The sequence below is a fragment of the Streptomyces sp. NPDC027189 genome, assembly GCF_055566975.1.
In genome coordinates this window covers 96,341-119,339 of sequence record NZ_JBVHRI010000023.1, presented here as the reverse complement: position 1 = coordinate 119,339, position 22,999 = coordinate 96,341, and the positions used below count along the sequence as shown (strand labels likewise).

General features: G+C 70.2%; 7 protein-coding genes. 6 read left to right on the top strand and 1 reads right to left on the bottom strand.

Features of this window, described 5'->3' with window-relative positions; genetic code table 11:
• Positions 1-56: 56 nt before the first annotated feature.
• Together ACZ4RZ_RS38215 and ACZ4RZ_RS38210 are read left to right on the top strand one after the other, a co-directional pair.
• Positions 57-17,123, top strand: a complete 17,067-nt coding sequence (locus tag ACZ4RZ_RS38215) for a hypothetical protein (RefSeq protein ID WP_467751717.1) — start codon at positions 57-59, stop codon at positions 17,121-17,123.
• Positions 17,124-17,134: 11 nt separating this feature from the next.
• The gene (locus ACZ4RZ_RS38210) at positions 17,135-17,407 is read left to right on the top strand and encodes a hypothetical protein (RefSeq protein WP_467751715.1); all 273 of its coding nucleotides are present in this window, start codon (positions 17,135-17,137) and stop codon (positions 17,405-17,407) included.
• 198 nt (positions 17,408-17,605) lie between these two features.
• Here ACZ4RZ_RS38210 and ACZ4RZ_RS38205 read toward each other — a convergent pair whose 3' ends face one another.
• Entirely contained in the window at positions 17,606-18,220 is a 615-nt protein-coding gene (locus ACZ4RZ_RS38205; RefSeq protein WP_467751713.1) for a hypothetical protein, read from the bottom strand.
• A gap of 157 nt (positions 18,221-18,377) precedes the next feature.
• Between ACZ4RZ_RS38205 and ACZ4RZ_RS38200 the strand changes: the two genes are divergently transcribed.
• The 4 genes from ACZ4RZ_RS38200 to ACZ4RZ_RS38185 all read left to right on the top strand — a co-directional run bounded on the left by ACZ4RZ_RS38200 (position 18,378) and on the right by ACZ4RZ_RS38185 (position 22,996).
• Positions 18,378-18,992 (top strand): hypothetical protein, encoded by a 615-nt coding sequence (locus ACZ4RZ_RS38200; RefSeq protein ID WP_467751712.1) that lies wholly within the window; start codon positions 18,378-18,380, stop codon positions 18,990-18,992.
• A 12-nt stretch (positions 18,993-19,004) separates the two neighbouring features.
• A complete protein-coding gene (locus ACZ4RZ_RS38195) occupies positions 19,005-19,214 on the top strand; it encodes a hypothetical protein (RefSeq protein WP_467751711.1) in 210 nt (69 codons plus the stop codon).
• Between the two features lie 140 nt (positions 19,215-19,354).
• On the top strand, positions 19,355-21,475 hold the full coding sequence (locus ACZ4RZ_RS38190) for an NUDIX domain-containing protein (RefSeq protein ID WP_467751709.1): 2,121 nt from the start codon (positions 19,355-19,357) through the stop codon (positions 21,473-21,475).
• A gap of 225 nt (positions 21,476-21,700) precedes the next feature.
• Positions 21,701-22,996, top strand: coding sequence for a phage major capsid protein (locus tag ACZ4RZ_RS38185; protein ID WP_467751708.1), 1,296 nt, complete (start codon positions 21,701-21,703; stop codon positions 22,994-22,996).
• Positions 22,997-22,999 lie beyond the last annotated feature (3 nt).

Sequence of the window (22,999 nt, the reverse complement as noted above, 5' to 3'; positions counted from 1 at the left end):
GCCGCACCATGCCCAGCGCGCGACGCTAAGCACCCGCGCTCTGCATGGTCCGCGGCATGCTGAATCGCCCCACTGCACAGGCTGAGTCGCAGGACCTGAATCGCGACCTCGAGGTCAAGGTCACGCGTCGGCCGTGGAACCCTGCCCTGCACCCCCGCGACAGCAAGGGCCGCTTCATCGAGACGGGTGGAACGGTCAGGCTCTGGGGCGGCAAGCTCGCGCGAGTCGTGCGCGCCCTTCCGCACGACCGCGTCCTCGTCCAGGACCAGAGCGGCCCCAACGAGTTCCGGGGACGCCGGCACACCACGAGTGCCAAGTGGGTGACGATGGTCGCCCGTCCCGACGGCACCGCGCCCACCGAGGACGAGAACAAGGTCGTCGCCGAGGACGAGCGTCGGCACGAGGACCCACGCCGCGGCAACGGCGTTGCCCGGGACGACGACGGCGACCCGGACACCCCCAACGACCCCCACGACGTCGACGACCAGGGCCGCCCGATCGGAGACGACGAGGGCAACGGCCCGGACCACGAGGACGACCAGGACGAGCCGGAAGACGGCGCCCACCCCGTCAACCTCGACGCGCTTCCCAACCAGCAGAACGCAGCCGGAGCCCGGTACGCCGACACCGCGGCCGTCCGCCGCCACTTCACGCAGCTCGCCCAGCAGCCCGGCACCAAGCCGGAGATGGCCACCTTCCTGCGATCGGTCGCCCAGGACGACGACCTGCAGGTGACCCCGAACGGCCGCTTCGCGATCCTCCGCGACGACAACGGCCGCTGGTACCTGACGGCCACCGGCACCGGACAGCGCATGGACGGCGCCGGTGACTTCGACACACCGCAGGACGCCGCCCGGTTCGCCGAACACCTCGACAAGACCGCCGTCAACGGGCAGATCACCAAGTTCGGCCAGCCGTTCGACTTCTCCGACCCGCAACTGGACCGCGCCGCCCGCGACTGGCGCTCCACCAAGGGCGAGAACATCCAGGGCGCCATCATCCGAGCCCGCAAGGAGTTCGACGCCACTCCCGCGCCGACCACCAACCCGGCCACCCCGTCGGCCCCGGCCGCGGACGGGCGACGGTTCGCCACCCTGCAGGACGTCCGCACGCACTGGCAGGGCATCCGAGAGCGCCTGAGCCAGCACACCGACCCCACCTCCCGCGCCGCGCTGCAGAAGCTGGACAGCCTCATCGCCGACGACCGCCTCAAGCTCGTCGGTCGGGGCCAGCTCGTCACCCACCGGGACGGAGACGGCAATTGGCAACTCGTCGCCACCGGCAGCGGCTTCACCCTGCACCCCCGCTTCGAGACCCAGCAGGAAGCACAGCGCTTCGGCCGCTTCCTCGTCGCCTCCAACATCAAGGGCGAGGACGGCAAGCCGCTGGACCTCTCCCACGTCACCGTGAGCAAGTGGCGGTCCGAGGACAACAAGTCCTTCCGCGAGGTCGTCGACGAGGCCCTCGCCAAGCTGCAGCAGGAACAGGGCGGTGGAGCCCCCGCTGGCCAGAACGCCCCGGCAGCCGCGCCCCAGGCCCCGAACGCCCCCGACGCCCCTCAGCAGCCGGAGGCCCAGCCGGAGCCCACACCGGCACTCCCGGACGGCGCACAGCCTGTCGACGGCGTCGACGGCTACCACTACGCCAACGACGGCGGCGCGATCACCCTGTACGGCCCCGACGGGCAGGTCGCCGCCACCAGCGAGCGCGGCTACCCACCGAAGGCCACGATCAACGGCGTCGTTGTCCCCGTCCCGCAGTACCCCAGGCAGGGCGCCCAGGTCATGGCCCGCCTCCACCTCGCCGCGCAGAACCCGCAGAAGCGGGACCGCGTCACCGCGGCGTGGGTGATGAAGCCGGGCAAGGACGGCAAGCCCGCCAAGCGCGTCATGGTGTTCCGCGGCACCATCAAGGGCGACCAGCGGGACTACGACGCGGTCGGCAAGGTCAAGGCCGTGAAGTGGGCTCCGACGATGGGCCCCGTCGGCTCCTGGCAGACCCAGGCGAACATGACCGACGCCACCCGGGACGAACGCATCTCGGAGGTCCTGAGCAATCTCGCCCGCCAGGGCCGCAACGTCCACGTCACCGACGAGACCAGCCAGGGCACCCCCGACGCACCCGGGGACAGAGGCGACGAAACCGCCGCGCTGCGCCGCGAGATCAGCGACGCCACCGACACCCGGCTGAACCAGATGAAGAACGAGCGGTACACGAAGTACCGCACCTCCCGCTCCGAGGCCAACCGTCGGCGCATCGACAGCGAGATCGACCTGATCACCGAGGAGCAGAAGCGCCGGCGCAAGGAGCGGGACGAAGCCGCGGCCCGCGACGCCACCCAGCTCAGCGACGCCGACATCGAGGCCCGCGTCAAGGAGTCGCAGCAGGAACGCGGCACGTACGGCTCCCGCAGGGGCGAGACCGCGAACGACGTCGAGCGCGCCATCTACAGCGAGCGCCGCCGCCGCTCCCAGGCTCTATCCGACGAGAACACCGACCTGACCACGATGGCCGAAGAGGACCTCGCCAAGGCCCGCGGCGCCGTCGCCCACCGGGTCACCCTGCACCAGGCCGCCGGCGACGACCACGAGGCCGAGCAGACCGTACGCCAGGCCCTGCAGAAGCGGCACGACGCCATCGTCGGTGAGCAACAGCGCCGCCGCGCCGAGCAGATCGCCGACCGGCCGCCGGTCGCTGACCTCGACGACGAAGCCCTGTCCGAGGAATACAACGAACTCATCAAGCGGGACTTCCGCAAGGCGTCCCCGGAGGCTCAGCGCGTCCTCGAGGGCCGCCTGGAGGACATCAAGCAGGAGCGGCGCGAACGGGAGAAGCGGGCCATCACGGACCGGGACACCCCCGACGCCGTCGACTCCAAGAAGCTGCTCGACGAGTACACCGAACTGCGCCGCGGCCGCTCGAACTACGAGGCTGACGACGTCAAGGCGGCCCGCGAGGCACGCATGGCCGCCATCGAGGCCGAGCTGAACCGCCGGGCCACCACCCCCGAGGTCGAGCAACTCCTCGCCCGCATCGACAACCCCGACTCCAACGGGCAAATCAGCATCGACGGCGGCGCCGGGTACGGCTACATCGACTACAACCAGAACGTCGGCTACGGGCGCGACCGCCGAGAGATCGGCTGGACCTGGGGCAAGAACTCCTGGGGCCACGGCAACACGTCGTACCCCTCGCGAGCCGTTGCCCTGGCCGCGATGGTCCGCGCCTACGACCAAGACCCGGACACCCGCGGTGAGCGCACCTGGGGCCGTGAGCGGCGCGTGTTCGTCCCGAAGATGTTCGTCGAGCTGTACCAGACGGCCCGCCTCGGCGACCGGCTCTCCAGGGCATCCGAGGAACGCCAGTATCTCTTCCACCTGTTCCGGGACCGGTACGGCTGGGACGACGGCGTGAACCCGCTGGTGCCCAGCAACAAGAAGGGCCACCACATCAAGGGCCGGAACTTGGTCATTCCCGAGGGTCTCCTCGCGGAGCTGCACCGGGTGACGGAAGAACTGTCGCGGGACATGTCCGTGCAGGCCGCGGACCGCGACGCGGACAAGTCGGACCGGGCGAAGGCCAAGACGCGACTCGCGTCCATCAACGTGGCGCTGCACGCGATTGAGTCAGCCCGTGAGGCAGTCCGCAAGAATGGCGGGAACGACGACCAGAAGGTCATCTCCCGCGAGGAGATCGAGGCACAGCAGGCCGCGCTCCGTGCAGCGCTGGGAGGCGACGACGATGAACATGTTCAGTCCGACGGTCCGGGATCACTGGCGGACGTACCGGCCGCAGGAGTGGGCGGCGATGGACGATCCGGAGGCGTTCGTGGAGACGAAGGCCAGGGAGATCGAGAGCCGGATTCTGGTCGCGGAGCAGGCGCTGGAGGAGACGGTGCCGGAGCCGGAGGGCTACGACGAGAGGGTCGGCCGGCTCAAGCAGATCAGGGCGGACGCGACGGCGATGGTTCTGAGGGAGCTTCTGCCCGAGCCGGAGCCGGAGGCGGAGAAGGCGCCCGAGCAGACGCCGATGGAGCAGCACCTGCAGGAGATCAGGGACGCGATGTACGACGCGTAGCGCGGTTCCGGCCGGACCCGGCCGACGCGCCAAAGGGCGCACGCGCGCGTGCGGCCGCCAACGTCGAGGCCATCAAGGTCCTCAAGAAGCTGGAGGCAGAGAACCGGCCGGCCACCGACGAGGAGAAGCGCATCCTCGCCCGCTGGTCTGGGTGGGGTTCGGTGCCGATCATCTTCGCCAGCGAGCCGAACGAGAAGGAACCGCGCTACCAGCAGGGCGGCACCCGGTACGGCAAGTTCGCCAAGGACCACGAGCGGTGGTCCGAGTACAGCGACATCCGCGGCGAGCTGCAGCGCGTTCTGACGCCGGTTGAGTTCCGGCAGGCGTCCCGCGGCGTGCTGTCCATGCACTACACGCCGCAGCCCATCGCCGAGGCGATGTGGGATGGCCTGCGCGCCTTCGGGTTCGACCGCGGCGACGTCCTCGAAGCCGGTTCCGGCGCGGGCACGTTCTTCGGCGTCGCCCCCGACGGCGCGCGCCTGACCGGTGTGGAGCTCGACCCGACCACGGCCCGGATCGCTCAGGCGATCTACCCGCACGCCAACGTCCTGAACGAGTCCTTCGCGGAGACCGACGCCCGGCCGGGGACCTTCGACGCGGCGATCGGCAACGTCCCCTTCGCCCGCGTCCCGTTCGATGACAAGCGGTACCCGGCGGAGAGCCTGCACAACGGGTTCGTCACCAAGGAGATCGCCCTCGTCCGTCCGGGCGGCATCACAGCCGTCATCACCTCCCGGCAGACGCTCGACTCCAAGGGCGACAAGGCCCGCCGCCAGATGGCCAAGTACGGCGACCTGGTGGGTGCCGTCCGCCTGCCCTCCGGCGTCTTCAACGACGCCGGCACCGGGGTCACCACCGACGTGCTCGTGTTCCGACGCCGTGAGGACGGCACCGAGCCGGCCGACACCTCATGGCTGGACGCCCCCGAACGGGACCTCAACGGCACCCCGCACCACATCAACGCCTACTTCGACGAGCACCCCGAGCACATCCTCGGCACGCTGACCACCCAGTCCGGCCCGTACGGACCGGAGGTCACCGTCAAGGGCGACCCCGCCAAGGCCGCCGAACAGCTCCGCAAGGCGCTCGAGGACATCGCTGAGAAGGCGAAGGCCGACGGCCGCGGCTACGAGCCGCACCCCGACGGCGACGACCGGCCCCCGGTCCACCTGCAGACCGCCCGGGAGAAGCACGCCAACGACTGGACCGGCCGCCTCTACGAGGGCGACGACGGCCAGTTCTACCAGCACGTCAACGGCGCTGAGCCGGTCCTCATCGACCCCGCCGACGGCAACACCGCCCAGCTCCGCGACCTCATGCAGCTCCGCGACGTCGCCGCCGAACTGCGCGAGCTGGACCGCAAGAACGACGAGGAGGAGCGCGCCGACGCCCTCCGCGCCCAGCTCCGCGACCTGCACGCCGCCTACGTCGAGCAGTACGGGCCGCTGTCCAAGCCCGGCCAGCACCGCACCAAGAACGGCCGCCCGACAGCGTGGGGTTACTTCCGCGCCGACCCGGATGCCGCGGCCGTCCTCGCCCTGGAACGGTGGGACGCCAAGACCGGTGAGCCGGTCCTCTCCCGCATCTTCACCGAGCGCGCCGCGGCCCGTCGGCGTCAGTTGACGTCGACCGACGACCCGAAGGCGGCCCTGGCCGCGGTCGTCGCCGCGCACGGCGAAGTGGACCTCGGGGAAGTCGCGCGCCTCCTCGACGTCGACCCGCAGGAGGCGTTGAAGCGCCTTGGCAACGAGGTCTTCACCAACCCGGCTACCGGCCGCCTCGAGCTGGCCAGCGCCTACCTGTCTGGTGCCGTCCGCGACAAGCTCGACGCCGCCCGCAAGGCCGCGGAGAAGGACCCGGCGTACGCGGTCAACGTGGCCGCGCTGGAGGCCGTACAGCCGCCGGAGCGGACCATCGGCCAGTTCACGCCCGAGATGGGCGCGCACTGGACGCCTCCGGAGCTGCTGCAGGGCTTCCTGCGCGAGTACCTGGGCGACCGGACCCTGCGTGTTGCGCACGATGACCGGTACGGCTGGATTCTCAACACCGGCCGCGTGCCCGAGGCCAACAACGTCATGTACGGCGTTCCGGCCAACCCGGAGAAGGGCACCAAGGGCAAGTCCGCCGTAGAGATCGCCCGCGCGGTCCTCGGCTTCGGATCGCTGACCGTCTACCACGACGACAAGCGAAAGGACGTCGACGAGGCGACCTCCCGTCTGATCCGGCAGAAGGCCGACCAGATGCGGGCGGAGTTCGCCAAGTACGCCACGGCGAACGCCGAGCGGCTGACGGTCCTCACCGAGTCCTACAACCGCATCATGAACGGGCACGTCGTCCGTTCGTACGAGGGCATGTCGCCCACCCTGGAAGGCTTCACGCCCGACAGGACCCCGCACGCCTGGCAGCTCGCCGGAGCCGCCCGGATGCAGTTCGAGCGGGGCGTGATCCTCGCCCACGAGGTGGGCCTCGGTAAGACCTCAACGCTCGTCATCGGCACACAGGCGCTCAAGGCGTCCGGGCAAATCGAAAAGCCCATGGCCGTGGTGCCGAACCACCTGGCAAAGCAGTGGGCGGACGAAGCGCGGTACCTGTACCCGAACGCCGATATCCACCTGATCACCTCGGCGGACCTCGCCAGTGACCGGCGCTCCAGCACGCTGGAGTGGCTGCGCGCCAACAAGCCGGACCTGGTCATCTTCACTGAAGAGGCGTTCGGCTCCATCAAGATGAGCCCGGAGGCTCAGGAGGAGTACGAGTTCCGGGAGCTGGAGGCGCTGCGCGAGCAGCTTGACCGCCAGTACGAGGACGCCGACAACCCCAACCACCCGTTCATCGTCGCGAAGATCGAGCAGCGCATCGCGACGGTCCAGCGGAACATCAACAAGAACGCCGCGCCCATGCGGAAGCCGGGCGAGACGTACTGGGATGACCTCGGCTTCGACTACTTCGTCGTCGACGAGGCTCACCGCTACAAGGGCGTCGGCTTCCGCTCCAAGGAGGCCGGCGGCGACCCCGCGTCCATCCGCGGCGTCGACCTGCACCAGAAGACCACCGACCTGCACCGCCGCCGCGGCGGCCGCGCCACGATCACGCTCGCCACCGGCACGCCGCTGTCGAACAGCATCAGCGAGCAGTTCACCATGCTCCAGTTCGCGGCGCCGTGGGTGCTCGACGCCTACAAGGCGGGCGCCCCGGACCTGTGGGCCAACACCTTCGGCCGCAAGACCCTGCGCATCGAGAACGCTCCCGACGGGTCCGGCCTGCGCGTCGTGGAGCGCTTCTCCGAGTTCCACAACAAGCGCGCCATGAAGACCATGTGGGGCCTGGTCGCGGACACCAAGCGCGCCGACGACGTCGGCATTCCCCGGCCGAAGCTCAAGGGCAACGCCCCCAACCTGATCATGGTCGACGCCACCGCCGACCAGAAGAAGCGTCTCAAGGGGCTCGTAGCCCGCGGCCGCGCCATCCACAACGGCGAGGTCGACCGCCACCAGGACAACATGCTCGCGGTGTCCAACGAGGGCACCAGCGTCGCCCTCGACCCGCGGCTCATCGACCCCAAGGCCCCGGCCGGTAACAAGCTCAAGGCCGTCGCTGACCGGCATATCGAGCGGTACCACGCCAACAAGGACCGGGTTTACAAGGTCGCGTACGGCAGCGACGAGAACCACCCCGTCCGCGGCGCCCTACAGATGATCTTCCTGAACGAAGGCGTCCCGGGCGGCAACAACAAGGGCGGCTTCGACGCCTACGCCGAACTCAAGCGGCTCATGGTCGCCGGCGGCATACCCGAAGACAAGATCGCCTTCGTCCAGGACGCCAAGAAGTCCGGCAAGCCCGAGGACATGACGGAGCTGTTCCGGAAGGCCCGCGAAGGTGAAATCGCGGTCCTCATCGGCTCCAGCGCCGTCGCGGGCACGGGCATGAACGCCCAGGACCGCATGATCTCCCTCTCGCACGTCGACCTCGACTGGGGCGCCGCGCAGATGGAGCAGCGCAACGGCCGCGTCCTGCGCTACGGCAACATGAACCCCGAGGTCGAGATCGACATCTACGCGACCAAGGGCTCCATGGACGGCTGGAAGGCCGGATTCGTCGCCGCCAAGGCCGAGGGCCTGGTCGACATCCAGCGGCCCGAGCCGGAGGACGGCGACACCAGCGACGTCGTCCAGGAGATCGACGGCGCCGAGTTCGACTACGAGACGATGGAAGCCGAGATCGGCGGCAACCCCTACATGAGCCAGCTCATGAAGGCCCGCCGCACGCTCAAGGACCTCGAGATCGACCAGCACAACGAGGCCGCCGAGCGAATCCGCCGCGCCGAAGCCCTCGATGAGCTGCGCCAGCAAGCCCAGGCCACCCGAGACGGTATCCAGCGCCGCGAGCAGGCCCTGCCCCGCATCCAAGAGGCCGGCGACCGCTTCACCATGACCATCGGCGGCTCCCCGTACGGCGAGCGCTCCGACGCCGGCAAGGCGCTGCACCGCGAGGTGACCGCCCGGCTCCTGGACCACAACCGCGAGGGCATGAGCCCGTGGCACGTCATCGGCCAGTTCCGCGGCCTGGACTTCGGCGTCCGTACGGAGAGGAAGGAGGACGCCAAGCTCGTCGCCCACGTCGGCTTCCCGGACCTCCGGAACTCCGACTTTGAGCGCACGGTCGAAGACCTCCAGAAGAAGGGCGCCGGGTCGGGCATGATCACCCGCCTCGGCAACGCCCTCGACAAGGCGCCCGCCCTGCAGGAGTCGGACCGGGCCAAGGTCCCCGAGCTGGACGAGCAAATAGCCTTGCTCCAGTCCGCCCACGCCGCCGCGGACCTCACCCCGCAGATCGACCACGCGCGCGCACGGGCCAACCTGCTCGAGGAGGTCGTCGCCCGCATCACCGACCTCGACGCCAAGCCCGAGATCGACCCCGACGAACTCGACAAGAAGCGGTACAAGAAGCACGACCGCGAGATGATCGCCAAGGAGAGGCGCGAGGAGCGGGCACCGCTGCAGGCCGCGGTCGACGAAGCCCTGGCAAACCTCCAGCGCTGGGACGAGCAGAACCCGGAGCCGGAGAGGGACGACACCGTTCACCTCTCCGAGGACGAGGTGCGCGACACCCTCGCGCGTCTGACCCCCAACCCCCCGGCGCACGACGCCTCGCAGACGGACAACGGTGACGGCAACTCCACCGACACGACCCCGGACGCCGACGCATCGGGCCCCGAGGAGACGAACACCGCGGCGCCCGACAACGCCAGCAGTACGGGCGATCTCGCCGACGAGAACGGCGACCAGGAGCACGACGACACCGTTCGCCTCTCCCAGGACGAGGTCAGCGACACCCTCGCCAGCATCCGACCTGACGACACGGAGAGCCAGGACACCGCGGACGCGGAGGAGCCCGACGAACCGCTCAAGTACGCGTGGGACAAGCCCGAGGACTTCGTCACGCTGACCATGCCGGCGGCACTCGTCGACTTCCTCAACGTCGACGAGACCGCGGCCATGGAGGACCCGGACACCCGGAAGGCGCTCAAGGAGGCCAAGCCGGGCCGTAAGGGCACGCTCAAGGTGACGGGCCCCATCGAGGTGCACCGCGCACTCCTGGAGTGGGCGTGGACGCTGGAAGGCGGCGAGGGGCTGGAGTCCGACCCGTCCGAGGTGCGCGCATACCGCGCGTACCGCAAGGCCATCGACGAGGCCGGGGTCGAGCTGCGCCGCCGCCGCGCGGAGCGGGAGAGCAACGACGGCGACTTCACCGACGCCACCCCGGACGTCGACGTACCGGACACCGCGGAGACGAACACCCCGGACGCTGGCAGCGCGGGCGACGGAGGCGACGACGAGCCGCCGGCGGACACCCCGTCGGGCACCGGCGACCTCGGCGACGACAGCAACGACGACCAGGACCAGGGCGCCGACCAGAGCGAGGCAGACGGCGAGGAAGGCAACGACACCGTCACCCTGACTCCGGACGAGGTGTCCGACCAGCTCGACGCCGTACGCCCCGAGGGGTCCAAGGCTCCGTCCTCGATGGACGATGGCGAAATCCGCGACGAGATCGTGGACCTGATGGGCCGCGAGATGGCCAACGGCGGGGAACTGTCCGGCGTTGACCGCACCCGCCTGCAGGTTCTCGAAGCAGAAGAGGCCCGCCGCGCCGGTCGCGCCCCGAAGCAGGAGCCCAAGCCCAAGCAGACCAGGGAGGAGCCCGGCGGCCTCTTCGACGTCGACGAGCCGACCACCCGGCAGGCGGACAGCACCGCGGACCCGGACAACCCGGAGGACCGGCCTGCCGACGAGTTCGGCACACCGGACATGTTCGCCGCCGCCCAGGGCCGCGACACCAGCGACCTGCGCCCGGCGCAGATGCGGAACGCCGCCGACCTGGAGCCGGGCGACCGGTACACCGACGCCGACGGCCGTACGCACACCGTGGCCGAGCCGCCGGTGCGTACCGGCCGCGGCCGTACCCGCATCGTCACCAACGACGGTGAGGAGCGCTTCTACAACTCCGACGCCCAGGTGAGGCTGCGTTACCCGGACGAGGAGATCCCCGACAACCACAGGGACGAGCGTTCCGAGTCCGACGTCGACGAGACCAGCACTCCCGATAACCCCGACACCGACGGCACCCCCGACGTCAACGAGCCCGCGGTCGACGAGCCGGAGGCCACCCCGGACAGCGGCCGAAGCGACATCAAGGACCGCACCGACCGCATGTCCGACCTGGTGCGCCAGGCCACCGACGAAGCGGGCGGGGACGATCTTCCCGAGATCCGCGACGTCACCGACGCCATGGGGCGCGCGGCGGACTCCGACGACCCCGACGCCGAGCTGCGTGACGCCGCCGACCGGCTCGACTCCCTCGCGGAGATGTACGAATTGGGTGGCCCCGATGGAGAGCGCGCGGCCGAGCGGTTCCGCCGCGCCGCCCGGATCGCGCGGGGCGAGGACGACGGCAGCAACGACCGCCGCGACGACGAGAACAACCGCGACGAGAACGAGACCAACGTCCCGGACAACACCAGCGACAGCGACACCGAGGAGGACCAGGACCAGGGCAACGAGGAACGCCGGCAGCGCCGTGACGGCGACCTCGACGGCGGCGCCGACCCTGACGGGGGCGGAGCCGACACCCCTGACGCCCCGTCCGACGATGAGGAGAACAGCAACAGCTCCGACGCGCCGGACAACGCCGACGACCAGCAGGACGAGCCGGACGCCAAAGACCAGGACAACGAGGACGAGCAGGACGACCGCGACCGGCGTAGGCGTCGCCGGCGCCGTCGCAACGGCGGCAACGGTGGCCCCGGTGGTCCTGGTGGCCTCGGCGGGCCCGGCCTGCCGCACCTGAACCTGCCCGACTCCAACGTTCCGGCCGCCACCGGCAACGGTGGCAACGGCGAGGGGCACACCCCCGACGGCCGCGACCGCCGCTCTCCGGTCCACCACGGTGACGTGGACTCCCTTCGCCGCGCCTGGAGGAACGGCGAAGGTCTCACCGCGGCTGAGGACACCGCCGAGCGGCGCGCCGCCCTCGCGCAGGCCGCCGAGCGGGAAGGCATGGTTCTCTCCCCGGGCGGTGGGCTGGTCACATGGCCGGAACCGCAGGACGACGGCACCACCCTGTGGCGGTTCGCTCAGGCCCGCAACGGCACCAACCTGCCCGGCCTGACCCTGCGCACCGACAACCCCGAGGAGGCCCGCGCCCTTGCCAGTCGCTTCGAGGAGATCACCGGCAGCGACGGACAGCCCTTCGACTGGCACCAGCCGTGGGGGCCGAGCACCGTCGCCCAGTGGCGCGACAGCGAGGGCCGCAACCTGCAGCGCGCCCTCCACGCTGCCCTCGATGACTTCGAGCAGCAGCGCACCGCGGACACCGAGCCGAAGCCGCGCGCCCTGCCGGACGACCTCACGGAACTGGACGACGACGCGCTGGTCGACGCATGGGGCGACGACCTCAGCCCCGAAGACCAGATGCGCCTCATGCAGGAGATGGACCGCCGCGACGGCTACACCGACCAACGTGTTCGCGACGCCGTCCCGGACACACCGCCGGCCGACGCCGAAGAGGCGGAACGCCGCGGCAGGGCCATGGACGAGGCCCTGGGCTTCGGGGGCAGCGACGTCACCCGGCCCCGCCGCACACAAGAGGAAATCATCCGCGCGGCGTTCGCCGACTTCGACGAGGCCCGCTACCAGCAGGCCATCGAGGAGACGAACGGCTATTTCTTCAACCGCAAGCACAAGTACGGCTACAACCGTCCCGACGAGCGCTCGCTGTTCTCTGGCGGCGAGCTGGCAAAGTTCGGGCGCTGGAGGGAGTACGCCAGTGAGGAGCTGATCAACTGGTACGACGCCAACGGCGGCCGGATCACCTACAACCAGTTCAAGCTGCAGTACCGCGACAACGACCGCAGGGACCGGGAGATCTTCGAGGAGGAACAGCGCCGACAGGCCGAGGCAGAGCAGCGGCAGCAGACGGACGCGGGCGAGGCCCCCGAGGAGCCCACCGCCACCACGGAGCCCGAGCCCAATGCCAGCGGCACGCCCGCGCCGGACGCAGATGCAGCAGCGGGCACGGACGCTCCACGTTTCGCCAACGTTGACGAGGTTCGTGACCGGTGGCGGCGCGGTGAACTCGACGAGCCAAGCCACGCCTCGTCCGTTCCCGAGGAGCGCTTCCGCGACCACTACGCGGACAACCCGACTCTTGAGCTGTCTGAGGGCGGACACCTGGCCATCCTCGGCAGAGATGACATCGGGGCGAGCTGGACCGTCATGGCGCCCGGGTCGATGGAACCCGTCGCCCGTGCCTTCGACCGTGACGACGCAAGGGCGTATGCGCGCATCCTCGAAGGCGTTCGTGACGAGAACGGTCGCCCCTTCCCTTGGGACGCACCGGATGCAGCAGAGCAGGCCCGCACCTTCCGCGGGCCCAACGGGGAATCCCTCGGTGAGGCTGTCGCGCAGCGCATCGTCGACCGCGGCGAGGCGGAGGGCCTGCACAAGCACTGGCAGGACAAGGCTCGTCTCTACCTCGACCGTGAGCGGCAGTTGGATGAGCACTACGACTCTTGGCGCGCCCAGCAGCACGTTGACGGCTACACCATCCCCGTCGACGTCCGCGACGCTCAGGCGGGCGACGACATCTCCGCGCTCGACCAGGACGAGCGCATAAGCCAGCGCGGTCGTCTCACCGGCCCGCTGCGGGCCCAGCACATGAACCGCACCGGCACCTGGCCGTTCACGAACGGGACGGACTACTCGGCGGACCTCGAGGGCAGGACAGTCGAGGTCAACCCGGATCACCCGGACCCGGAGAAGCGGGAGCGGGAGACCCCGTTCCCCTTCTTCGGCTTCCGGAACACCCCAGACCGGCCCACGGCTTTCCGCCGGCCGCGCCCTGGCGAGGAGGAGCAGAACGACCGGGCGGAGACGCCGCAGGCCGAGCCCACCAGCACCCCGGAGCCCGCCACACGGCCGGAGCCGACACCGGACAGGGCACCCGCGGAGCCCGAGCCTGCCACGCCCGACGTCCCAGCCGAGGAGCCGCAGGGCGAGCCCGAGCCCGTAGGTGGCCAGCCCGCGAACTGGGCCCGGGTCTCAGACCTGGTGCCCGGCGACATGGTCCGCATGGACGGCAGGACGAGGAACGGGCGCGCCGTCACGCGGTCCGGGTACGTCTTCACGGGCCCGGTGCGCGTGGAGGTCACCCGCAACGGCCGCACCGAGCACATGTGGCGTACGTACGTCACGGCGAACCCGGACGGCACCGGCAAGCGCGGCAACGTCTTCACGCCGCTCAACGCCACCGCCGCCCGTGCCGAAGCCCCGGACGACACCGTGCCCGGCTCTCCGGCCAGCGGCGCCCAGAGCGCCGTCCAGACCGGCAGCCTGCCCGACAGGGTGCCCACGGACCGCAACGGCCGCGGCCTGTTCCCGGGCAGCACCGTCACCGGTGTTGACGGGCTGCGCACCCGGGAAGGCACCGTCACCGGCGCCACCAGCACCACCGTGTCTGTGCGCTGGGACAACGACGACACCGCCGACGGCCTGTCGCCCACCACCCTCACGGTGACCGGCGGCGACCGTCCCGACGGCTGGACCGCATCCGGGCAGCGCGTCACCCCCGGCCACATCGTGACCGACGCCGACGGCGCACTGCTCGGGCCCGTCGACGAAGTCAACGGCGACCGCGTCACCATCACCACCGCTGAGGGCACCACCACCCGCAGCGCCGGAGACCTCCGCGTTGCCGGCGAAGTTCGGGACGACACCAACCCCGCCACCGCCCCGGTGACCGGCATCGACGACCCGGCGGCCGCGGACCTCAAGGAGGACGACGTCGTGGTCCTGGACCTCGACGGCACCCTCACCACCGTGGCGGTCACCGGCGCCCAGCGGGACGGCGACCGGGTCACCATCGACTATGCCGACACCACCACGGGCGAGATCGGCCAGATCGACGTCGACGCCGCCACGGTCCTTCCACGGGCCCAGGGCGCCGACGGCAACGCCCCCGACCTCGGCCCGGAGGACGCCCCGGACACGCCGGACGACCTCACGGTGCACGAGCCGCCGCGCCGCGTCGAGCCGGTCACCGGCCCGACCGTCGACCCTGAGCTGACCACAAGCGACCGGGACGTCATCGGTGACCTTGCGGACGGCCCGGACGATGACTTGGACGCCCATCAGGGCGCCGTGCGTATCACCTCGGATCTGCCGGTCACCCCGGAGCAGGCGGCCGCACTCGCCGCGCAGCTCCGCGACTCGGCAGACCCGTCGACTCCCGAGGGCCGTGCTGCACTGCGCGCCGCTGATCATCTCGACCGTGCCGTTGGCCGGACACCCCCGGCTGAACTCGGCCGTCCGCGACCGTCCAACGCCTCACAGGTCGCCGAAGACGACACCATCGCCATTCCGGACAGCCGCGGCAACGGTGTGACCGTCTACCGAGTTCGTGGCGTCCAGGACGGTCCCGGCGGAGTCCGTTCTCTTCTGCTGGAAGGGGAAGACGGCCGTACGCGCAGGCGTGTGGTCCACGGTGCGATGCCGTTGTGGCAGCTCGGCGAGCCGCAGCCCGAGGGCGACAACACCGCGCTTGTTCCGGCTGGCCCGGACTCCCCGGCTCTCCCGCCGGCCGGGGCGCCCCGCGACCCCAACCCGGCGCCGCAGACCGACGCCGATCGGATCATTCGCGACCACGCCCGTAGCCTTGCCGTTCGCATCATCGACGAGGCCATTGCGGGCACCGAACCGCCCGGCGACATTCACGCTCTGCGTGAGCAGATCGCCCAGCGCCTCACCCCCGAGGCGCTGCAAGAAGCCCGTACGGCAGCGCGACAGGACGCCGGAGCGGCCCTCGATGCCGCTGGTGTCACCGGTCCCGAGCGCTCCGCCGCCATGATGGCGCTCGGAGCGGTAGCGCAGGACTCCCACACCGCGACGGTTCGGGCCGCACTGCGCACCATCAACGACCTTGAGCCCCTGCCCGACGAGAGCGACGAGGACCTCGCCGCGCGCGCCCGGGACTTGCTCAGCCTCATCCCCGACCAGATCGGAGGCGCCCCCAACGGGCCGGACACCGACGCCGACGCGGACGTCAACCGCACCGTCGCGGGACACGTCGACGACGCGGTGAACACCGTGCTGCAGCAGCTCCAGGCCGCGGGCGTGGACCCGGGTGACGCCGAGAGGATCGCCCGTGCCCTCACCCGGCGCATGGATGGCTCCCGGCAGGCCACCGCCCGCCAGATTGCGCGGCGCGTCGCCGCGGCGTCGCCGCAGGCCGGCCGTCAGCCGGGCCTGCTCGCCCGGATCGTCGCGGCGCTCGTCCGCCTCGCCAAGCGCATCGCGCTCCTGGTGAAGGCCGGAGCCGAGAAGATCGCCGAGAAGTGGCGGGACGCCCAGGAACGCATGGCTCGACTGCGCGCGTTCCTCGGCCGACTCGCCCGCCGCGTCCGTGACTGGCCGGAGTCCCGGCGTCTGGCCCGCCTTCACCGCGCGCTCGACCTGCCCGAGGCCGATGGCGAGTCCCTGGCCGCCCGGGTCTCCCACTGGGCCGGACTCCTGCCGGAGCCCGGACGGTTCGGCCAGGCGCAGCGTCGCGTCACCTGGTGGCAGCCCACGACGTGGGCGCAACTCGCAGCCGGGCGGCTCCCGGGGCGCAGCGAGCGTGTCCGCTGGTCCCCGGACCAGGCCGCGGACGGTGGCCCTGGCCTGACCGGGCTTCGCCACATGGCTGCCCTGCGGGCGGCGGGCGGCGACGTCGACCAGGCGGTGACCAGCCGTCTCGCTGACGCTCTCGGCGACGATTTCGGAGGCGACCCGCACGGCACGCTTCAGCACGCGGACGACTATGTGGCCACCACCGAGCGGCGCCTGGTCAACCTTCAGGCGGCGCGTACCAGTTCCACCATCCCTGATGACCCGGACCTCGAGGTGGAGATCGCCGCGGCGCGGATGGAAGCGGCGGCCGCGCGTCGGGAGTGGGAGAACCTGCGTTCCCGGTACGCCGCTGCGGTGCCCGATGCGGTCGCGGCCGCGCTCGCCGAGATCCGCGACATGGGCCCCGGCGACAACGCCGGCATCGTGTTCGGCCCGGACAGCACCCCGGACGCCGAGCGGGCCGTACGGGGCGCGCAGCGCCTCGTGCCGCGGCCGTGGCTCAACACCCCGGCCGCGCGCCGTGTGACTGCTGTGGACGGCGACGCGGGCCGCTACGAGCCCGACGGGCAGCGGATCACGGTCGCTGACCTCGCCGACGAGGGGCTCGGGACCGCCGGGCACGCCCTCGCGCAGCATCTGGCGCAGCACCTGGACGACTTGGATGCCGCTCAGCGGGTCTTCTGGTTCACCCAGACCCACACGGGCCAGCCGGGCGCCCGCCGTATGCGGCGCAGTGCCCTGAGCCGTCTCCTGTCGCGGCAGCAGACGCAACCGGAGACTGGTGACACCCTCGCGCGGTCTGTTCAGTCGATGTTTAACGGCGACTGGTACTTGGACGACGACCTTCGGGCGTTCCTCCTGGGCCTGCTCGCCACACGATGAGGAGAGCACAGATGCCGTTCACCGTCACCGGAGCGTTCGATGACGGGGCGACCTACAGCGTGCAGGTCACCGGGCGGGCCGACCGCCCGGTGATCGGGTCGCACCGAGTCGCTGCCCTGGTGGGCCTCCACCAGGGCGAGAGCATCGCCCTGTCACCGACCGGCCCCATGTCGGCCGTTGCCGGAGACGATGAGGCGACCGTCCTTGCGGTGCTCCGCGAGTACACCAACGTACTCGAGGCGAGCGGCGCGGTCCCCAGGCAGGCGAGCGTGCCCGAGAGCTGATCCGGTGCGCTTGCCCAATTGGGCAAGAATGATCTTGGTTTGGTGTGGCTGGGTGGCTGCGTTCTGGCAGCTCGGATGCCGCAGTTCCAAGGCCGACCAGGCCTTGCATTCGCCCGCCCTTCCTGGGCGCAGATGCGCAGGTCAGCGGCGGGGAGAGCTTTCTGTAGAGCCTCCGCTGGCACTACACAGAAATGACGCCTACACCCACAGGGCTCGCCACTGCACCGGAAAGGTCTGCACGATGTACTCGCGCAACTCGTCGGCCATCTCGACCAGGGCTTGAAGAGTTGTGCTGGCGTCGTCTTGCCAGGCAAGAAGGGCCTCCTCATCCACCGTGTCGGACGCGAGCGCCTTCGCGATCTCCTCTCGGTTGGCTTCGACCCACTCCCATCTCTGCTCAACGGCGGCGTTGAAGTCGGCTAGCAGCTCAGGGCAATACACCTTCATCGCATGACTCAGGGTCCGGCGGGCGGCAGCCTTGCGTTGCTGCGGGGTGAAGTGCTTCGTGAGCGAGACTTTAGGCGTCAGGTGCTCAGTCACGTCCTTCTTGATCTCTTCAATGATGTGGAAGTTGTTCGGCGGGATCATGGGGATGGGACTGGTGAAGGGAAGACGCCGACGGCGAGCAACCTGACGGCCATTGAGCTTGTCATGGAGCAGGACTTGTGACTGGCGGGCGGCTTCCACCCAGTCATCAAGGATCGCGTGTAGCTCCATCAACCCCTCAAAGAGGGATGGCCAACCTTGTGTGGCTGACGCCCGCTGCTTGACACCCTTGACGACCGAACCGCCAGCGCGGGCGACGACTGACACCTCTGCCCCTGAAACCATCTCTCCCCAACCGCCTGTCGCTGCATGAACGTTGGACAAGATAGATCTACCGCACCAACGCCTTGGCGATACGAGGTCTGCCGAAGCTGTGACGCCTCGTCGCCGAGACACAAGCCAACAGAGCCTTCATCGTGCGCCCGTGACTAGATACGGATACGCCATCAAGGCTCTCCCCAAGAAAGGCGCCAAGCCTTTCGGGGACGAGGACGACGAACAGACCATGGACACCGGCGAGGGGACGCCCGACGAGGAACTCGACCCCGGGGCGCTCGCTGAGGAGACGCCCAGCGATCCGGCCGACCTGACGGACCCGGGCGCACCTCCGGCAGACCCGGCTGCTCCGGGCCCGACCGCACCGCCGGAGCAGCCCACCGAGGCGCCCGCCGACGGTACGCAGCCGCCCGGCAACGAGCCTGCGGCCGATGCCCCGGAACCGCCGTCCGACGACGCCCGCCAGTGGGCAGGCGATCCCTACGACGAGGGTGACGAGACGGACCCGGCCAACGCCTTCGCCTCCTACACCGGCAGCAACGGCGAACAAGCGTGGCTGGATCAGGACGCCGACGGCACACTGACCGGGTGGGTACGGGATGGGACGGGACAGGTGTGGCGTTACACAGACCCAGACGCGTGGGCGATCGACGTCGACGACGCCCACATGACCCGAACGCACAGCAAAGCCGACGAGGCCGCCAGCCCACCCCAGGCCGCTCCTCCGAGCGACCGCGGCGTGCAGGACTCGATGTTCCAGTAGGGAGCTGACGACGTGCAGTTGAACCGTACGACCGCCCTGCGGTTGCAGCAGCAGGGCAAGGCCGCCTATCAGGCCGGCGACCCGGGCGACGCCAGCCCGTACGACCGCCTCGGGAACGCGGAGCAGCAGTTCGGCTATCGCTACTGGTCGCGCGGCTGGTCCATGGCCCGCTCGGAGGCCGAGGAAGCCCAGGCGGAGCCTGCGGCCAGCACAGGACACTAGACAGACGCGAACGGCACCGTGCCCGGCGGCCCACTGTCCACCGCCGGAGGTTTCCCGCCGTGCCGAGCGCTCCACCTACAAGATCGTCACACCCAAGCACCCTGCGAGGCACCAGCCGGGCAATCTACGCCGTCACTGGTGTGGTCGACGAGGTCAACGACCTCATCGTCCCCGGCGCCTTCGCTCAGACCCTCGCCACCCGCCGCGTCAAAGCCGTCTGGCACCACGAATGGAAGGATGCCGTCGGCGTCGTCCTGGACGTCGAGGAGTGGATGCCCGGCGACCCCCGGTTCGCCGAAATCCCCAACTGGCCTGCCGAGGCCGGCGCCCTGGTCGCCACCGTCGAGTACAACCGCCGCACCAGCAAGGGCCGCGACACATACGAGCAGGTCAAGCAGTGGTACGAGCACGGCGAAGCCGCATTCTCCATCGGCTACCGCGTACCCACGGACGGAGCCACCCGCCGCGCTGACGGCGTCCGCGTCATCCACCGACTCGACCTGTTCGAGGTCAGCCCCGTTCTGCACGGTGCGCACCCCATGACTCGGGCCCTCGAGGTGAAGGCCGCGGCCAACCCCGGCATGGAGTACAAGGCCACCCCCACCCCCGTCGAACTCGAAGCCGTCAAGGACGAGGACCGCATCAATGTCGCGGGCCTGGCCCTCAAGGCAGCCGACACCAGCCGCGTCCTGCTCATCCAGCGCGCCCTCGAAGACGACGATCCAGCGGCCGGCACGTGGGAGTTCCCCGGCGGTCACCGGGAGAAGGACGAAGACGCCCTCGCCGCGGCACTGCGTGAGTGGCAGGAAGAGACCGGCGCGGACCTGCCAGGGACGGCAAGCATCGTCGGCTCCTGGACCGCCCCGAACGGCATCTACCGCGGCTATGTCGCAGTCATCCCCAGCGAGTCGGCCGTCTCGCTCAACCGGCCCCACGGTGAGCGGCGCGTGGCCAACCCCGACGACCCGGACGGCGAGGCCACGGAGGTCACCGCCTGGTGGCCCATCACCGCCCTCCCCGACATGTCGCTGCTCCGGCCGGAGTGCCGAGACACCCCCTGGTTGCTCCTGGCCGGTGCCACCCTGCCCCAGGGCCCGCCGAGCACACAGCCCAGCCCAGAAGCCCAGCAGTTCGCCGCCGGCGTCATGAACACCTTCGCCGCCCTCGGCGGAGAGGAGAAGTCCGCACGGGCCACCGTGGCGGCCGCCCGCATCCACGGATCGCGGGTCGAACACAAGTCGGCACGCGCCATGGTCGCTGAGGCCAAGGCCGCCGGGGGCACGGACCAGAACCGCGGCGACGCCGAGCAGTTGCGGCACTGGTACGTCCACGGCGAAGGCGGCGCCCAAATCGGCTGGGGCACCCCCGGCGACTTCGACCGCTGCGTGGCCATCGCCGGACGCCACATGAGCCCGGACAACGCCAAGGGCTACTGCAACCTGCGCCACAAAGACGCCTTGGGGATCTACCCCGCCACCCACGCGGCCGAGAGCAAGAGCGCTCGCCGCGCCGTCCTCGAAGCCAAAGCCCGCCTCGCTGCCCCTGGAGAGCCCGTGAACACGATCCAGCCCCTTCCCGCCTCGTTCGAGCAGATCCGCGACCGACTCGGCCAAGCCGTCCGCACCCTCCTCGCCGCGGATGAAAGCACGTGGGCATGCATCCAGGGCACCTACCCGGACCACGTCATCGCCTCCGTCCACTCCGACGGCGAAGACGAGCAGCACTACCTGGTCCCGTACACACTCGGAGAAGACGGCGACGGGGACGACGTGGCGCTGGGGCAGCCGCAACGCGTGGAGCTGGCAACCGTGGTCGTCCCCGATGACGACGACGGCCCGCGCGAGGCAGACGAGAACGAGGAGATCGACGCCCGCGTCGTGCAGCCCACTGTCGACGCGCTCAGCGACGCCACCGCCCGCATCAGCACCTCGGACGCGAACCCCGGCCAGCTCGAAGGCGTACGCGACAAGGTGCGCGCCCTCATCAGCGCCCTGTCCGCCAAGGGACTCGACGTCGACCAGCCGCCGCCGAAGCAGCCCGCCCCCACACCCAACCGCGCGGCCGGCCCGACCGGCATAGACCTGTGGGACGAGTACACCTTCGACGACGACGAAGGCGACGACGAAGTGCCCACCGAGGACGGGACGTCGAGCAACGGCACGACCCCCGAGGACGCCGTCGACCAGGACCAGGAGGACCCCGACACGGTGCGGCTGGATGCGGACGAGGTGAAGGCCGCACTCGCCTTGCTGCAGGGCTGAGTCGCGACTCAGCTCCCGCCCCGCGAGTGCAGGCAACCGGCCCACAACGTACGAAACCGCAGGTCACAACCTATGTGCTGCCCGCTCTTGACGAACTGAGCGGGCAGCACGCGACGTTAACCCCTCTCTCCCCTTTCCATTCCGCCTCGCGTTGAGGCTGTCCCGGTGCTGGCCGGGCGGAGCGACGCACGTCAACCGCACCCCAGCATCAGGGAGAGAGCAGCAATGCCCGACAACGCTCGCATCAAGGAACTGCAGCGGCAGCTCCAGGTGAAGGCCGCGGAGGCCGAGGAGATCAGCAAGGGATTCAAGGTCGAGGACGGTGGCGGCTTCGTCGTCTCCACCGAGCAGGCCAACCAGTTCCGCAAGGTCTCCAGCGAGGCGCAGGAGATCAAGGCCCTCATCGACGCCGAGCAGGGTCTGATCCAGGTCAAGCAGTACCTCGACGCCCCGGAGAACCCGCCGGCCGCGGCCACCCACTACGGGCAGACCCCGACCATGGAGCAGAAGTCGCTCGGTGACCTGTTCGTCGAGTCCGACTCCTTCAAGCGCGCCGCAGAGGCCGGCTTCCGCGATCGGCCGTACGTCCGTGCCGAGATGGAGGGGAAGTCGATCTTCTCCCTGTCCGCGGGCACGGTCACGCACCAGACCCTCGGTAGCGTCCAGAGCCTGGGCATCGCCGAGCGGGCCTACCGCAAGTGGCACATCCGAGATCTGTTCCCGAAGTCCTCGACGAAGAACGCCGTCCTCTACGGCGCCCGGGAGACCGGCTGGACCAACAACGCCCGACAGGTGAAGGAGCGTTACGCCGCCGACGGCACGTCGCCGGCGACGGGCGCGGACACCGACACCTGGGGCCGCGCGCCGCGGTCGAAGCTGTCGCTGACCCCGGTCATGTACCCGGTCGCCGAGGTCGCGCACTTGATCGATGCGCACAAGAACATCCTGAGCGACGAGCCGCGCCTCAAGACGTTCATCAACGGGCGCATGGTCGAGGGCGTCAAGTACCAAGAGGACTGGGACCTTCTCCACTCCGTCGGCGACGGCCAGTCCCTCACCGGCATCTACAACACGCCCGGCGTCCAGCAGTACACCGGCCTGGCGGCCGACAAGTACAGCGTCCAGATCCGGCGCGCCATCACCAAGGCTCTGCTCGCCGAGTACGAGCCGACCGGCATCGTCCTGTCCCCGACGATGTGGGAGCACGTCGAGGTCGAAGAGGACAAGAACGGCGCGTTCCGCGTCGCCGTCGCTGTCGCCATCGGCGCGGAGAAGAAGGTCTGGCGGCTCAACGTCGTCGAGACCACGGCCATGGCGGATGACGACTTCCTGATCGGCGCCTTCGGTTTGGGCGCCCAACTCCACGACAGGGAGAACGTCAGCGTCACCGTGTCCTCGGAGAACGCGGACAACTTCGAGAAGGGCCTGATCACCTTCCGCGCCGACGAGCGCCTGGCCCTCGAGGTCCCGCGCCCCGAGTCGTTCGTCATCGGCACCTGGACCGAGCCGGCCGCGACCTGATCC